The following is a 15,202-nucleotide window of genomic DNA, read 5'->3' as shown; positions in this document are numbered from 1 at the left end:
GAACGCACGCGCCTGCGCACGGTCCACCAACACAGCGTCCGCTTCCCGGACCACCCGCACACCACTGCGCAGGTCCTCCTTGGACGGCTCCCGCAGCTCAACACTGATAAACCGGAACGACTCCGCCGCAGCAGGGCCCTCCTTCAAAACCGCCACCGCACGGGAAATCTCCCCCCGCGACAACGGATCCAACGGGTGCGAAACACCCACAGCAACTGAAGTTTCAATGTCGAGAGTCATGCTTTCACTCCTTGATAAGTCCAAAAACAGGATGAGGACGCCTACGTGGTGTTGGTGTTGGGGCAAAACGCCCCGGATTCTCAGAACTGTTCATCTTCGTCAGAACTGTTCATCTCTGGTGGTGCTGCTTCCAGGGGGCCGGACGGGCTCAGCTCCGACCCCTCCAATGTGATGCCGGCCACGTACATTCGGTCCGTGTAGAAAAAGCTACGGCATCTAAATCATCTAGTCCAGCCTTTTTTAGCAATTACTTTTTTAGGCTGCAGTAATTACGGCGGGCTAGGTTGAGGGGTGTTAGCCGGCCAGCAGCCAGTCAGATGCCGCCTTGCGGTAGCGGATGATGCCTTTGTATTCGGCCATGTCGTCCGGGAGCTCGGCAAGGACGTGGCCGAGCTTTTCGCGCCACGCGGGAACTCTGGCGATATCCCTCAGGGGCAGGAGGTAGCTGCGGATCAGGAACAGCAGGACCCCGGTGTGGGGGAGCCGGATCAGGTGCTGGACTTCGACGCGGAGGTGCAGTTTGTCGGGCATGTCGGGGTCGGTGGCGATGGTTCCGCGGTCCGGACCCCATTCGGGGTAGGTTTCGGTGGAGGTGTCCAGCCGGTTGCCCACGGTCATGGTCCAGTTGGTGCGGCGGAACTGCTCCCCGGGCTGCAGGCGCATAAGGAACTGCTCGGCGCGGTTGATGATGTTTTCTTCCTTGAGCCGCGGGACTGGGCCGTGGATCTCGAGGAAGCTCATGCCGACGTCGAAATTGAAGGACCAGTCCGCGGCGAAGGTGACCAGGCCGGCGTCGAGCCACATCGTGTTGTCCCGGATGTCGAGGAGCACAATGTCATCCTGGATCTGGGTGCCCAGGAACTTCATGGGGCCTATGGGCAGCGAGTCGTCGTCGCCTACGGTGAATTCGATGTCGAGGCTCTGCAGCTTGTTCTGCCAGCGGCAGGCGTTTCCTTCGCGGTGGAAGGACATGATGTCCGGGTATTCCGCGGCCATAGCGGGAAGCAGGGTGGCGATCGTGTCCCAGACGGCGGGCCGCATGTGGGGCAGGACCTGCATTCGCGAGGGGTCCTTGGTCAGGATTCGGTCGCGGTCGGCCAGTTCCTGAAGGTAGAACTCGTCGATGTCGATGAGCCCGGCGCCCCACGCGCCGGCGTCTGTGGGCACGTTCTTGTTGGCCGGTTCGACGTTGGCGCTGTAGCGGTACTGGTCGCCGGTAAAGGGGAAGGGAAAGCGCCTGATGCGTTCCGGGAGCGTGGCGGTGTCAGTGTCTTTGTCGAGAGTGATGCTCAAAGGTCCAACTCCAATTCTGGGTCTTCGCTGCGTGAAACACAGCACATCATTGTGGTGTTCTCGGCCTTTTCCTGGTCTGTCAGGTAGAGGTCCCTGTGCAGCGGGGTACCCCGGAGAACCGGCAGTACACATTCCCCACAGATGCCTTTGCGGCACATGTTGGGGATGGTTTTTCCTGCCTTTTCGAGCGTTTCCAGCAGCGATACGCCAGCCGGCACGTCCAGCTTGAGTCCGCTGCGGACCAGGTTCACCGTGAACGGCTCGCCATCGTCCAGTTCGGCCGCGCCGAAGGCTTCCGAGTGCAGCCTCGCCGGTGGCCATCCCAGCTCCCGCGCCTGATCAAGGACTGCATCCATGAAGGCAGCCGGGCCGCACACATAGAGGTGGGTTCCGAGGCTCTGGGTCATGAGCTGTTCGGTGAGGACCTTCTGGAAACTGCTGCGGTCGCTGCATTCCGTCAGGCCATCTCCCAGCAGGTCCCGGGCTTCCTGGACGTGGGCTCCGGCCCCGGGCCGGTACACGTAGATCAGGGATGAGGTGGTGCCCCGGTCGGCGGCCGCACGGGCGTGCGAGAGGACCGGCGTGATGCCGATGCCCGCGGCGATCAGCAGGTGGTGGGTGGCTGTTGAGGCGGGGGCGAAGGCACTGCGGGGCCGGGAAACGTACACCCGGTCACCGACGTCGAGCTGGTGCATGGCTACCGAACCACCCGCACCGTCCTCGACCCGGAGGACGGAGATGGTGTATTCGGATGGGCCGTTGCCCGAGCCGGTGAGCGAATACGCATTCACGCCGCTGCCGTACTGGACTACCAGGTGGCTGCCCGGGACATAGGACGGAAGGAGTGCCCCGGACGGGTCAGCCAACGTGATGCTGACTATCGAATCCGTCTGGGGACTGACGTCAGTCACCTCCAGCTGGAGGCCGCCTTCCACCGCAGGGTGGGCAGTGATCGGGAGCGCCGTGATAGTCATGATGCCTCCTCGGCGTGGGCTGCGTACCCCAGGTACGCGCCCATTCGGCGGGAAAAGTGGTCTGTGGTGGCCAGGCTGGTGGCACATCCCTGGCACTGCACCTCGGAGCCGGCTGGCCGAACGGTTGTGGTGGTTGCGTGGCAATGCGGGCAATAAATTACCCGCGGGGCGGTCTCGTCACTCAGGAGGGTGAGCTCCTCCTGCTGCAGCCCGCATTCCGCGGCTGCGGCCGCGGCTGCACGGATGTCCGCCGGGGGGCCGGCGAGTACGAGGCGGACTCCAACGTGGGAACGTCCGAGTGCGGACCTCAACTCCGAGAGGGCCTCGTGGTTTGCAGCTTGGAATCGGAGATCATGCCTGGGCTGGACACCGGTGTGTTGACCCGCGGTGTCACCTGTGGCGCCAAAAGACGCACAGATGACACCGCGGAAACCAGGTTCCAGGCCTGTGCCTGCTGTCGGCGGCATGGACGCGGAACACATGGTCGGTCCTTACGGTGCGAAGGAGCGGTGGCCGGTGAAGAACCCCAGGCCGTACTCCGGGGTCTCGAACTTGACGGTTGTGCCCTTCGGGAAGAACAGCACGTCGCGCTCCTTGGCGTGCGTCACTTCGCCCGTCGACTCGTCGGTGAGGATGAACTCACCGGCTACGACGACCTTCATTTCGTCATAGGTGTACGTGTAGACCAGGGGCTCGGAAGCCTTCAGCTCGAAGAAGCCGGCGCTCATGACCGAGCCCTCCGGGTTGTGCAGCGAGTCACCGATTGCGGCGATCGTTCCAGGCTCGTTCATGGAGGGCAGACCGACGTAGCCGCCTACTACCTTGTGGATGGATCCGACCTTGCTGAGTGTTCCTACGAGGGTTTCCATGGGTCTCTCCTGAGTGGATAGTGGTGAAAAGGGTTCGTCAGAACTGTTCGTCTTTTTGTCGGAACTGTTCGTCGTCGGGTGCATTTGAAAGTTGCGCTGAAGGTCACCTCAAACCCGGGTAGAACTCCGGGTGGGGATCTGCAAATCCGGCATCCTCTGTTCCAGAGGGGCCAGCCGAGCTCTGCTCCGAGGCCTGCTGGTATGATGCCGGTCACGCATCTTCGTCCCAAAAGCAAACCTACTCCTCGTAATTCATCTAGTCCAGACTTTTTTATATAAATCTGTGCTTAGGGTCACTATTACGCTTGAGGGCGCGCGGAATCTCGGGCGTCGAGCCTGTACTTTCGGCCCCTTGGAAACGCCAAACGTCTGGCTGGGGCAGGAGGCCCATCTCCGTGACTCGCCGAAACCTGCCCGTCCGCGCACGTATCCGGCGGGCAAGCATGTATTCGGTGGGCAGGCGCGGGTCGGACCAAGTAACTGGACGGCAGAAGATAGGAAGGCGAGACCGTTTCAGTAACGGTCTCGCCTTCCTGTCCCTCATCAGGTCACATCACTGCGAGCTGGAAGCCCTCTCCAGATCCGCGGCATCATGATTCAACGCGCGAGCCGTGGCCGCTTTTTGGTTCGCGCGCCTCGTTTCATTCTGGGAGTAGAACCAGATGGGTATGTACAGTGCCAGAACGATGAAGCCGACCCAGGTCGGGGTCCAGCCGATCTCCAGGCTGTTCAGGTAAACCACGCCGGCCAGGCACAGAGGCAGGTTGAACAGGCCAAAGAGCATGGCGACGTGTTTCCAGCCTTTGGGTGCCTTGAACGGCCGTTCCAGGGCGGCGAAGGCGGGGTGCTTCTTGGCTCTGACATAGGCGAACAGGCTGATGCCGTTGGCGCAGGTGTAGCCGATGGCTGATGCCGCGACGATTGCCGCGGGGTTGCCCATGAAAATCAGCACCAGGTTGAAGGCTCCGATGACCAGCATGGCAATAAACGGAGTGCCATGGCGGTTCGTTTTGCCGAGGGACCTCGGGAGGTTTCCTTCGATGGCCATGGAGTGCATTGCGCGGGAGGAGCCCAGATAAGCGGTTTGGATGATCAGGACCATGGCGGCGATCAACATGATGATGGTGATCATGGAGCCGGCCTCACCAAAGACGGCATGGGCCACCGGAATCAGGGGTGACACCGGTTCGTCCAGAACGCCGTTGATACCGAGTACGCCGATCACTGCGGCCTGGACCAGTACGAACGAGAAGAAGCAGATGACTCCGCAGGCAAAGAGCGCTTTGGAGACGTCTTTGGCCGGGTTTTTGTACTCCGGGCCGTAAATGGCTGCCGTTTCCCAGGCGCAGGCACTCCACTGTGCGATTGCAAAGATACCCAAGAGGATCAGGATGTGGTGCATATCCCAAGACCAGTCGGCGGGCAGCCAGCTGCCTGTGATGTTTGTCAGCTCAACGTGTCCGGTGGCGAAAGGCGCCACGGTCAGGACAATCAGCGGTATCAGGGAAAACGCGGCCAAGATGTAACCCAGGGTGGCGCCGTCCTTGAGGCCGAACCAGTTGACCACGAACAATCCGCCGAAAATCACCAGGCCTGTCATCAGGGCGAGCTGATTCTCGGTAAACATCTCGCCCAGCACGGGAAAGAGCCCGTGCAGGTAGCTGCCGACCAGGATGGAAAAGATCGCCAGTACCGGGGTCCAGGCGAACCAGTAGCTCCAGGCGCTGAAGCCGCCGATCAGTTTGCTCTTGTCGTACTTGCCTTGGTAGTTCTCAGTGCGAAATACATGCTGCGCAAAACCCGGAAGGCCGGAAGCCTTGGGAAATGTGGTGGCCATTTCTGCGTAGGCGGCGTTCTGAAAGAAGCCCTGAATGACCGACAGCCCCCAGATGAGGATTGCTGCGGCCGATAAGTACATCGGAAGGTAGCCCAAGGAGGGCAGAATCAGCAGGGGTACACCCAACGCAATGGCCAGGCCCTGCTTCCAGTCAATCGACCTTTCCAGGCCGTCGCCCCCATCCATACGATTTTCACTCATAACAATCTCCCTAAAACAACGTAAAAGTTGTCAGATTCTTGTCCAGGTCCTGCGTAGCTGGCAGGCCGGCTGAGGAAGCTCTTCCCGAATACGACACCTTCGTCCGGGTTCCGCTGCTGGTTCAGGTGTGGTTCGTCAGTGAACTGCCTGAAAGCGAAGCCGATATCGGTGAATCCCTCTCCAACCTCGGCCGGGCGGCTATTTAGCCCCGGATTCTTCGAGCTGAAGGCTTCCGAGCCTGCGGCGCACCCCACGCCTAGGCTCTCCTGTGAAACAGATCACTTCGAAGATTACTCCTTAAAGCTCCAATGCAATAGCTTTTTTTCGAGCAATGTCTCGCTGCCCCTGTTTGCCTGCCTTGGACGGGCGCGACAGCGAGAGGCGGTATTTGCCGCCCTCCCCGGGGGCCGCCGTCGGGCTTGTGCTTGCGGATTTAGCGAGTACTGCGGCAGGGGGCGGTCGCATCAGCAGCTGCCGCCCGTGCCCAGTTCAGTTCCTTGACCGCTGGAAATTTGGCGGCACAACAAAGTCCCAATACTGAAGGTTTTCCGTCAGCTGGCCTGCGCGAGTCTCGCCGCGTGCCGGAGGACGTTACGGCGCTGCGGTGTAGATCAATGAGAGCCCCAGGTGCGGGACATCCAGAGCCATCCGCTGCTGCTCCGGTGATCCGGACTTGATCCGCTCGCCAACCAGGTACGTCCCGGAGTTACCGAGAATGACGCGGTTACTGGCGTTGACGAGGGCGGCATCGCCCGGAATGACGCGCAGGTGGGGCATGATGAGGGGCTCCAGGTCCTTGATCCGGATGTCGCATCCCGCAACCCCCGTGAACGTTCCGTGGACGGAAAAGGGTGCGGTGAACGTAAGGATGTATCCCTCGAAACCGAGATAGTCGATGTACGGGCCCCAGAGGGTCTGTTCACCTGTGGAAGCGGCAGTCGAGAAAAAGGGCAGCTTCTCATAGTCATAGAACCGGTTGCTGCCCGGAGTCAGGTCAAAGTCCAGCCGTCCGACTGCACCGGATCCCTTGCGGGACCACCATTCCAGGGCTGGGCCGCCCTCCTCAACGGTTTCATGCGCGAAGAACGTCCCGGCGCCGACGGCAAAAGCGTTCTTCGCCAGGAACTCCTGGGAGAGTTTGTCCAGCCCGGCCAAGGCAGCCTTGTCGACCTTGGACTTGCCGACGAGATTTTGTTCAAGCAGCGAGGCAACGTTTCTGGAAAGTTCCCCGATCTCCGTGGAGACGCCGTTGGTCCACGAAGTGAGGGCATTGGCAGCATGTACGACTTCAGCGTCGGGCTTCATTGGGTTCCTGGATTGATTGGCTGTAACCGAGGGTCAGTTTCGTGTCGATGAGGTGAAAAATATTTCGCCTGATGTGCTCAAGTGCCAGTTTCTGGGCCCTTTCGGGTTGGTCCGCGGCCACTGCCCGGACCAACTCCAAGTGTTCTGCGGTTGCCGTTTCGGGGTCAAGTGGTACGCCGAGGGGGGCCCACAGCTGTTGAACTGACTCTTCCTGGAGCCTGATTTCGGCGTTGGCCAGCCTCGGTGACTGCGCTGATACTGCCAGCTCGATATGGAAGCGGCTGTCGGCGGATGCGCGGACCTCAGGGGTCCTGGCCAGAACCAGTGCACGCGCAAGTTCCTGGAGACGTTCGAAGTCGTGTGCTTCCGCGCGTTCGCATGCCAGCCGGATTGTGGTGGCGGCGATGGCCGAATGTTCGTCTCCGATGTCGCGTATTTCCGAAATGGACGTCGAGAGGAACCACTCCCGGATGGCGTCGGTCTGGCTCTGGGGCTGGCGGACCACAAAGGATCCTCCGCTCCGGCCTCTGCGCGTCTCGACGATTCCCCGGTCGCGCAGCGCGCCTAAAGCTTCGCGAAGGGTCGCGCCGCCGACCCCGAACATCTCCGAGAGTGCCGCTTCGGGGGGCAAACGTTCACCCACCTTGAGCAGCCCTAGCGAGATGGCCGTGGAAATTCTGTCGACAATCGCATCGGCCCGCTCGATCTCGGGCAAGGACCGATATATCTGCGACTCGAACGGGGTCGGCGAGGACAAAAGTCTGCGCTCCGAAGATGGGCTACGGGTTGGGGCTAATACTACAGTCCGGGAGTACTTAAAGGGCTTTGGTGCGCCTTGGAGCCTTTTGCAATTTCCCGTTCGCTCTACCCCGTGTCCGAGCCCGACCAATCCTTAAGGGTAGTCAGAACCGTCAGAAAACAGTGTTACCCCTGCCCGTTCGCTTCGCAATCATGGATATCAACCAGCAAGCATCCACTCGGCCTACACGGGCCGAGGGCCGAATCGAAGGGAACAATCGTGAATCCGACAGCAACCGCGACGAGCACTGTGTACAGCACCACAGACGACATTGTCCGCAACCTGTCCCTCGTCCGGGACGAGATCGCGGCCACGGCGGCCAAAATCGACGAACAGCAGGTAGCCGGCCTGGCACGCCACATCAGCCTGACGGGCCGCATTTTCGTCGCCGGAGCCGGCCGCAGCGGCCTGGTGCTGCGCATGGCCGCGATGAGGCTGATGCACCTGGGCCTGAACGTCCACGTCGCCGGCGACACCACCACGCCTGCCATCGCCTCCGGCGACCTGCTCCTGGTAGCCTCCGGTTCGGGAACCACCTCCGGTGTGGTCAAGGCAGCGGAAACCGCAGCGAAGGCCGGAGCGCGGATTGCCGCGTTCACCACCAACCCGGACTCGCCGCTCGCCGGCCTTGCCGATGCAGTAGTGGTCATCCCCGCCGCCCAGAAGACCGACCACGGCACCAGCGTTTCGCGCCAGTACGCCGGGTCCCTCTTCGAGCAGGTACTTTTCGTTGCCACCGAGGCCATCTTCCAGTCGCTCTGGGACAACGACGCCCAGCCGGCTGAGGAGCTGTGGCTGCGCCACGCAAACCTCGAGTAACAGCCAGCCCCGGGTAACCGGCCCCTCCGGTTCAATACCCCCGATTTTCCACACCCGACAGCAGTTCCCTTACAGAAAGAACCACACCATCATGAAGCTCCAAGTTGCCATTGACCTCCTGACCACCGAAGCTGCCCTCGAGCTGGCCGGCAAGGTCGCCGAGCACGTTGACATCATCGAACTCGGCACCCCGCTGATCAAGGCCGAAGGCCTGTCCGTCATCACCGCGATCAAGGAAGCCCACCCGGACAAGGTCGTCTTCGCTGACCTGAAGACCATGGACGCCGGCGAACTCGAAGCCGACATCGCCTTCAAAGCCGGCGCCGACCTGGTGACCGTGCTCGGCTCCGCCGACGACTCCACCATCGCCGGTGCGGTCAAGGCCGCCCAGGCACACAACAAGGGCGTCGTCGTTGACCTCATCGGCGTCGCTGACAAGGTCAGCCGTGCCAAGGAAGTCCGTGCCCTGGGTGCGAAGTTCGTGGAGATGCACGCCGGCCTGGACGAGCAGGCCAAGCCGGGCTTTGACCTGAACGGTCTGCTCCGCGCCGGCGCCGAAGCCCGCGTTCCGTTCTCCGTGGCCGGCGGCGTGAAGCTCGCCACCATCGGTGACGTCCAGAAGGCCGGCGCCGACGTCGCCGTCGCCGGCGGCGCCATCTACGGTGCAGCCGACCCCGCACTGGCCGCCAAGGAACTCCGCGCAGCCATCGTCTAGGTCGCCGATCTACAGTGGCGTCCCGCGCCCTTGCGGCCGCGGGACGCCACCTACGGAGTTAAGACCCAACTACACAGTCAAGACACAGCACACCCCGAGGATGAGGGGTTGCATATTGGGGGACCCTAATCCCTGGGAAGGAAACTGTTCATCATGTCTAGTCAGGCCGCCGAGTACGTGGAAGTTCTCGTTAATGACCCTGTTCGACTTTACGAGTTGCTCGACGATGCAGAGGCCTTGCTCCGCCGGGCGCCCCAGCGGTTTGCCGGCATTCTGGTCACCCGCCATGATCCTGGCCGGTACACGCTCACGCTTAGCGACACCGTTCCCTTCGGGGAGACTCGCGAGCTAGTTCTCTCGTGACCGTCAGTCGACGGCGCACTGCCTGTCGAAAGTTAGAAGGCAACAATGTCTGTTACTTACCCTGATTCGAGCGTGAGGTCCGGGCAGAATCCGCTCCGGGACCCGCGCGACCGCCGGCTGTCCAGGGTGGCGGGCCCATCGTCCCTGGTGCTCTTCGGCGTAACCGGAGACCTGGCACGCAAGAAGCTCCTGCCCGCCGTCTATGACCTCGCAAACCGGGGACTCCTGCCGCCCAGCTTTGCGCTGGTGGGCTTCGGCCGGCAGAACCGGACGAACCAGGAGCTCACGGCCGCGATAAAAGAGTCCGTCAAAGCATATTCCCGGACGCCCTTTTCTGAGGCGGTATGGGACCAGCTTTCCGAGGGCATCCGCTTCGTCCAGGGCGAGTTCGACGACGACGCCGCCTTTGGGCGGCTTTCCGCCACCCTGGCCGAACTGGACGAACAACGCGGTACGCGGGGGAACCACGCGTTCTACCTTTCTATCCCGCCGAAGGCCTTCGAACTGGTCTGCCGGCAGCTCTCGAAGCACGGCCTGGCGCAGGCCGAGGGCGAGAAGTGGCGGCGTGTGGTCATTGAAAAGCCGTTTGGCCACGACCTCGAATCAGCAAGGCAGCTCAACAATATTGTCGAGTCGGTGTTCCCGGCCGATTCCGTATTCCGCATCGACCATTACCTCGGCAAAGAGACGGTCCAGAACATCCTGGCGCTGCGCTTCGTCAACCAGCTCTTCGAGCCGCTCTGGAACGCCAAGTATGTGGACCACGTCCAGATCACCATGGCCGAGGACATCGGCACCGGCGGCCGGGCGGGCTATTACGACGGCGTGGGCGCAGCCCGCGACGTTATCCAGAACCACCTGCTGCAGCTGCTCGCCCTGACAGCCATGGAGGAGCCCATTTCCTTTAAAGCCGCTGACCTGCGCGCCGAGAAGGAAAAAGTCCTCGCCGCGGTCCAACTCCCGGACGACCTGTCCACTCACTCCGCCCGCGGGCAGTTCACCGGGGGCTGGCAGGGCGGCGAGCAGGTCCAGGGCTACCTGGAGGAAGAGGGCATCCCTGCGGACTCCACCACCGAAACCTATGCCGCGATCCGGGTGGACATCAACACCCGGCGCTGGAACGGGGTGCCGTTCTACCTGCGCGCCGGCAAGCGGCTCGGACGCCGCGTCACCGAGATCGCCGTCGTCTTCAAGCGGGCACCAAACCTGCTCTTCCATGGCCACGGCGACGACGACTTCGGCCAGAACGCGGTAGTTATCCGCGTCCAGCCCGACGAAGGCGCCACCATCCGGTTCGGGTCCAAGGTCCCCGGCACCCAAATGGAAGTCCGCGACGTGACCATGGACTTCGGCTACGGCCACTCGTTCACCGAGTCCAGCCCCGAGGCCTACGAACGGCTGATCCTGGACGTGCTCCTCGGTGAGCCACCGCTGTTTCCCCGCCACCAGGAGGTGGAACTGTCTTGGAAAATCCTGGACCCGTTCGAGAAGTACTGGGCCTCGCTGCCCAACCAGCCTGAGCCGTATGCGCCCGGAAGCTGGGGGCCGGCCTCGGCTGACGAGCTGCTAACCCGCGACGGACGCACCTGGAGAAGGCCATGATTGTAGAACTCCCCAACACCACCACGTCGACCGTTGCCAAGAAGATCCAGTCCCTGCGCGCGCAGGGCGGCGTGATCGCCCTTGGCCGCGTCCTGACCCTGGTGGTCATCACAAAGTCAGGGCTGGAAGAGGAAGCCATCGAGGCCGCCAATGAGGCCAGCCGCGAGCACCCCTGCCGGATCATCGTGCTGGCCGCCGGTTCGCCGGAGGAACCCACCCGCCTGGACGCCCAGATCCGGGTCGGCGGCGACGCGGGCGCGTCGGAGGTCATCGTGCTGCGCGGCTTCGGTGCACTTGCGGAGGAAAGCGAGTCCCTCGTCGCCGCACTGCTGCTGCCCGACGCCCCGATCGTGGCCTGGTGGCCGAACGGGGTACCGCCGAATGCCAGCCAGACCTCTATCGGCCGGATCGCGCACCGCCGGATCACGGACTCGGCCAATGAGGCGGACCCGCGGTGGGCGCTGGAGAACATCCGGAACACCTATAAGGCAGGCGATACCGACCTGGCCTGGACCCGGCTGACGAACTGGCGGATCAAGCTCGCCGCAGTTCTGGATCAGGCCGACGACACCCCGATTACCGCCGTCACCGTCGAGGGCGCCTCAGACTCACCGAGCACCATCCTGCTCGCCGCGTGGCTCACGCAGGCCCTTGACGTGCCGGTCAGCATCCTTGCGGACGCCCCCGGCACCGGCATCCGGGGCGTCCAGCTAATCAAGACCTCCGGCAATATCCGGCTGTTCCGGCCTGGACACACCGTCGCCGAACTCACCCAACCGGGCCAGCCCGCGCAACGGATCTCCCTCCCGCGGCGCAGCCTCCGTGACTGCCTCGCAGAAGAACTCCGCCGCCTCGACCCAGACGAAGTCTTCGGTGAAACAGTTCGTGATCTGGCCGTTTCGACAGTGCACCAGGAAGGCCGCCACGCACCGGGCAACGCCGACCTGGATTCGTTCGTCCCGGAGCGCATCACCATTGACGAGGCCGTCGACAGGATGGCGGTATCGGCATGAGTGCCACGGTCGGGAACCTGGTCACCTCGGGCATGTTCTCGCTGGCCGGCGGGACTTGGGATGTGGACAGGACCGGACACGGCGAGAACACCATCATCGCCGCAGAACGCGAAACCCTCGCCAACGTCACCCAGTAACAGGGAGCCCGGTACGAGGACACAGTCCCATACGTAAGGCGCGCCAGGAATGCCTGGCGCGCCTTACGTGCTGTTCATCAGAACAGGAAAGGTGCCAGCCGTGCGGCCAGCTCGCGGGCCGCTTCGGCGTGTTCGCGGGTTGCGGTGAACCGCTCCGCTGGGCTGGACAGGCACAGGGCGGCACCGGCCACCCCGTTGGGCAGCCGGACGGGAAGGGCCAAACTGGCGGAGCCCTGTTCTAGTTCGTTGATTTCTGATGCCTCGCCTTGAAGCCTTATTTCCGCGAGCTGTTCTTCCAGCTGGCTACTGTTCGTGATGGTGTGCGGTGTCAGCTTTACCAAGGGCCCTCTCGGGAGCGGGGCGGTCGAATCGCCAAGTTCAGCAAGCATCAGCTTTCCTGCGGCGGAGGCGTGCGGATACCGGAGCATTTCGAAAACAGAGTGCAGCGGATAATCCGGGTCCTCATCGGCGACCCTGAGTGCAGCGCTCCGGAACATGAAGAGGTGTACTGCGAAACGGTTCCCGCCGCGGAATTCCTGTATCAGGGCCCGGGCTGCGGTGGGAACGGTTGGGGGAGTCGCAGCCGTAATCAGCCCCGTGATCGCCTGACCGAGCGCAAACCCGCGGAGGTCGGAGGTGCGGGCCAGATATTCGTCAGCGACGAGCGAATTCAAAATCCGGTACGCGGTCGCCTGGGGCATCTGCAGCGCATCGGTGACCTCTTTAGCCGTTGTCCCGGTGCCGTACCGAGCCACGATTTCCAGGATCCTGAGCGGGTTTGACGTTGTGCTTGGTCCGGAGTGTGTGGGCCTGTAGGTCATGGGGTGGCCCTGCCATTAAAGAGGTCCAGTTCCCGGGTTTCGTCGTAGATCCCGACCGACGCCAGCCGCCCGGGTAACCGGAGGCGGAGGAACGTGGCGTACAAGACACTGGCCAGAAGGACACCGGCGTAGATGACGGTTTGCAGGCTGCCTGTGCGGATCGATGCAGCCGCCGCCGTCCAGAAGACGGCTCCGAGGGCCACGGTGGTCACGGCTCCCACGACCCAGTTGGAGACGGTGCTCTCGCCTATCCGGCGAAGGAAGAACGGCATGGACGCGCTGGCAAGGATGTAGGAGCCAAGGTATCCGTATGCGCCCAGGGTGAAGAGCGTGACCAGGCCCCGTTCCGGACTGGCACCGAAGACGGTGACCGCGATGGGGACAATGGCGACTACCGGCATTACGACCATGATTGCCATCGATGGAGTCCGGAAGACGGGATGCGTCCTGCCGACCAGCCGCGGCGCAACCCCTTCCCTGCCCATGCAGAAAAATATCCGGGCGAGGGCATTCACGGATGCGATAGCGCAGCCAAACCAGGATGCTGCGATTCCCAGGTCGAGAACCGCGGCGGACACAGGCGACGACTGGGCAAACAGATCAGACAGCGGTGTGGAGCTGGCTGCAATATTTAACGGAGCATCTTTGAGTGCTGCGTCCTGGGCTGTTACTGCAAGGAGACAGAGCACGCCCATCAGGATGGGGGTCCACGTGATGGCCCGAGGGACGGTGACGAAGGGCCTGTGTGCCTCGCCGCCCAGCGTGGTCGGGCTCTCGAAGCCGACAAAGGCACTTACGGCCACGACGATTCCGATCGGTAACGAATCAAAGTCTCCGTTCCATGCAAACACGCGCCAAAGATCGGCGCTTGGTGCGTTGAAGGCGAAGTAAACGATCATGAGGACGGCGAGGACACCGATTGAAATGGACTCCAGCAACATCGTGAACCACGCCGATACCCGGATCCCCCTCACCATGAGGAAACAGGCGGCAGCCGCGGCGGCAATAATGACCGGCACTGTGACGGCCTTGGAATCCGCGACGGGAACGCCCAGGTTGTCGAACAGTTGGACGACGTATACGCCAACAAGCAACAGGCTGGCCATGGCTATGAGGCCGTAACCAAACATTGCCGACCAGCCGGCGGTAATTGCCGTCCGCTGGCCAAGTCCCTTGGCCGTGTAGCTGTAGAGGCCGCTGACGGCAGCCATGCGCTGTGCCATCGGTCTCAGGGAGAACGAAACGAGGACCATGACCGCCATGGCCGCACCGAATGTCACCACAAGGTTCGGTCCGTTGGATCCAAAGACGAGTCCCGGAAAGACAAGGGCCGGAATGACGGACATGGCACCCGCAGGCGCCACGCCGGCAACTGCCTGCGCGAAGACCGGCAGGAACGAAAGTCTTCGGCGGCGCAGGCCCTCCACTGGGGAGCGGGGGGTGATGAAGCGATCACCGCGAGCAGACACTGGGTACCAACTTTCCCTCGGACAGGCACGTGTGCCTTGCTCACGAGGGGACGCAAGTCATCGGGCCCACGCTGCAGAACATTAGCATTCCCGGGCCACCGGCGACAGTCTCGGCGGCTTTTCCGAATGTTTCCAACATGTTAACTGGAGTGGGAATTAATGCCCCGGAATTTCTCAAGTAAATCTTTATGAATTCCTCGCCTAAACGAATTCCCTGACGTAGTTTTGCTTGTGAAAGGAACGCAGGTGACCGGCATCACACCGCCCACCTGCACCAGGGATGAACCAGCTCTGACGACGACGACCAGTTCTGGGAATCCGTGGACCTTTGTGTGTCTGTTGGCCCCAACACCACCTACCGGGCCGGGCACGAGATCTAGGCCGCGTGTGGGTCAGCAACCACCATGACTACCCCTCGGCTTTTCAAGGCCCGTTTCCGGGGCGCTTCGGCTCCGAGGCCATAGGCGTCCTCATCCTGTTTTTGGACTTATCAAGGAGTGAAAGCATGACTCTTGACATTGAAACTTCAGTTGCTGTGGGTGTTTCGCACCCGTTGGATCCGTTGTCGCGGGGGGAGATTTCCCGTGCGGTGGCGGTTTTGAAGGAGGGTCCGGCTGCGGCGGAGTCGTTCCGGTTTATCAGTGTTGAGTTGCGGGAGCCGTCCAAGGAGGACCTGCGCAGTGGTGTGCGGGTGGTCCGGGAAGCGGACGCTGTGTTGGTGGACCGTGCGCAGGCGCGTGCGTTC

General features: G+C 62.4%; 16 protein-coding genes and 2 pseudogenes. 8 read left to right on the top strand and 10 right to left on the bottom strand.

Annotated elements, in window-relative coordinates:
* The 6 genes and pseudogenes from ACFVTE_RS24280 to ACFVTE_RS24255 form a co-directional block, all read right to left on the bottom strand.
* A pseudogene (locus tag ACFVTE_RS24280) lies at nt 1-240 on the bottom strand (tyramine oxidase); the annotation flags it as partial.
* Nucleotides 241-534: 294 nt separating this feature from the next.
* On the bottom strand, nt 535-1,533 hold the full coding sequence (locus ACFVTE_RS24275; RefSeq protein ID WP_387105268.1) for a DUF3445 domain-containing protein: 999 nt from the start codon (nt 1,531-1,533) through the stop codon (nt 535-537).
* Complete coding sequence (locus ACFVTE_RS24270) at nt 1,530-2,507, bottom strand: PDR/VanB family oxidoreductase (protein ID WP_387105267.1); 978 nt, start codon at nt 2,505-2,507, stop codon at nt 1,530-1,532. Before ACFVTE_RS24270 ends, ACFVTE_RS24275 begins: the two co-directional genes overlap by 4 nt.
* Nucleotides 2,504-2,974 (bottom strand): dimethylamine monooxygenase subunit DmmA family protein, encoded by a 471-nt coding sequence (locus tag ACFVTE_RS24265; protein ID WP_387105269.1) that lies wholly within the window; start codon nt 2,972-2,974, stop codon nt 2,504-2,506. The genes ACFVTE_RS24270 and ACFVTE_RS24265 overlap by 4 nt, the downstream gene beginning before the upstream one ends.
* A 24-nt stretch (nt 2,975-2,998) precedes the next feature.
* Nucleotides 2,999-3,376 carry a cupin domain-containing protein gene (locus ACFVTE_RS24260; protein ID WP_387105265.1) on the bottom strand — a complete coding sequence of 126 codons (378 nt, stop codon included), beginning with the start codon at nt 3,374-3,376 and terminating at the stop codon, nt 2,999-3,001.
* A gap of 553 nt (nt 3,377-3,929) precedes the next feature.
* Nucleotides 3,930-5,414, bottom strand: coding sequence for an APC family permease (locus ACFVTE_RS24255; protein ID WP_387105264.1), 1,485 nt, complete (start codon nt 5,412-5,414; stop codon nt 3,930-3,932).
* 38 nt (nt 5,415-5,452) lie between these two features.
* Here ACFVTE_RS24255 and ACFVTE_RS24250 point away from each other — a divergent pair, with 38 nt between their 5' ends.
* Entirely contained in the window at nt 5,453-5,620 is a 168-nt protein-coding gene (locus ACFVTE_RS24250; protein WP_387105262.1) for a hypothetical protein, read from the top strand.
* Nucleotides 5,621-6,005: 385 nt separating this feature from the next.
* Here the strand turns inward: ACFVTE_RS24250 and ACFVTE_RS24245 are convergent, their stop codons facing one another.
* Together ACFVTE_RS24245 and ACFVTE_RS24240 are read right to left on the bottom strand one after the other, a co-directional pair.
* Entirely contained in the window at nt 6,006-6,719 is a 714-nt protein-coding gene (locus ACFVTE_RS24245) for a cache domain-containing protein (protein ID WP_387105260.1), read from the bottom strand.
* Complete coding sequence (locus ACFVTE_RS24240) at nt 6,703-7,434, bottom strand: FadR/GntR family transcriptional regulator (RefSeq protein WP_387105259.1); 732 nt, start codon at nt 7,432-7,434, stop codon at nt 6,703-6,705. The genes ACFVTE_RS24245 and ACFVTE_RS24240 overlap by 17 nt, the downstream gene beginning before the upstream one ends.
* Before the next feature lie 303 nt (nt 7,435-7,737).
* Between ACFVTE_RS24240 and hxlB the strand changes: the two genes are divergently transcribed.
* The 6 genes from hxlB (at nt 7,738) to ACFVTE_RS24210 (ending at nt 12,167) form a co-directional block, all read left to right on the top strand.
* Nucleotides 7,738-8,337: a 6-phospho-3-hexuloisomerase gene (hxlB, locus tag ACFVTE_RS24235; RefSeq protein WP_331568635.1), complete on the top strand. Its 600-nt coding sequence runs from the start codon at nt 7,738-7,740 to the stop codon at nt 8,335-8,337.
* Between the two features lie 91 nt (nt 8,338-8,428).
* On the top strand, nt 8,429-9,052 hold the full coding sequence (hxlA, locus tag ACFVTE_RS24230; protein WP_387105258.1) for a 3-hexulose-6-phosphate synthase: 624 nt from the start codon (nt 8,429-8,431) through the stop codon (nt 9,050-9,052).
* 153 nt (nt 9,053-9,205) lie between these two features.
* A complete protein-coding gene (locus tag ACFVTE_RS24225) occupies nt 9,206-9,415 on the top strand; it encodes a hypothetical protein (protein WP_377954649.1) in 210 nt (69 codons plus the stop codon).
* A gap of 45 nt (nt 9,416-9,460) precedes the next feature.
* Nucleotides 9,461-11,017, top strand: coding sequence for a glucose-6-phosphate dehydrogenase (zwf, locus tag ACFVTE_RS24220; protein ID WP_387105256.1), 1,557 nt, complete (start codon nt 9,461-9,463; stop codon nt 11,015-11,017).
* Entirely contained in the window at nt 11,014-12,030 is a 1,017-nt protein-coding gene (locus tag ACFVTE_RS24215) for a glucose-6-phosphate dehydrogenase assembly protein OpcA (RefSeq protein WP_387105253.1), read from the top strand. Before zwf ends, ACFVTE_RS24215 begins: the two co-directional genes overlap by 4 nt.
* Nucleotides 12,027-12,167, top strand: coding sequence for a hypothetical protein (locus ACFVTE_RS24210; protein ID WP_387105250.1), 141 nt, complete (start codon nt 12,027-12,029; stop codon nt 12,165-12,167). Before ACFVTE_RS24215 ends, ACFVTE_RS24210 begins: the two co-directional genes overlap by 4 nt.
* 77 nt (nt 12,168-12,244) lie before the next feature.
* Here ACFVTE_RS24210 and ACFVTE_RS24205 read toward each other — a convergent pair whose 3' ends face one another.
* Together ACFVTE_RS24205 and ACFVTE_RS24200 are read right to left on the bottom strand one after the other, a co-directional pair.
* The gene (locus ACFVTE_RS24205; RefSeq protein ID WP_387105247.1) at nt 12,245-12,988 is read right to left on the bottom strand and encodes an IclR family transcriptional regulator; all 744 of its coding nucleotides are present in this window, start codon (nt 12,986-12,988) and stop codon (nt 12,245-12,247) included.
* Nucleotides 12,985-14,457: an APC family permease gene (locus tag ACFVTE_RS24200; RefSeq protein WP_387105243.1), complete on the bottom strand. Its 1,473-nt coding sequence runs from the start codon at nt 14,455-14,457 to the stop codon at nt 12,985-12,987. Before ACFVTE_RS24200 ends, ACFVTE_RS24205 begins: the two co-directional genes overlap by 4 nt.
* Before the next feature lie 505 nt (nt 14,458-14,962).
* Between ACFVTE_RS24200 and ACFVTE_RS24195 the strand changes: the two are divergent.
* Nucleotides 14,963-15,202 (top strand): annotated as a pseudogene (locus ACFVTE_RS24195) (tyramine oxidase); the annotation flags it as partial.

Origin of the sequence: Arthrobacter sp. NPDC058097 (assembly GCF_042884885.1) — a bacterium.
Taxonomy (GTDB): domain Bacteria; phylum Actinomycetota; class Actinomycetes; order Actinomycetales; family Micrococcaceae; genus Arthrobacter.
Note: the sequence above shows the minus strand (reverse complement) of the source record. Positions and strands in the feature narration are given on the sequence as shown.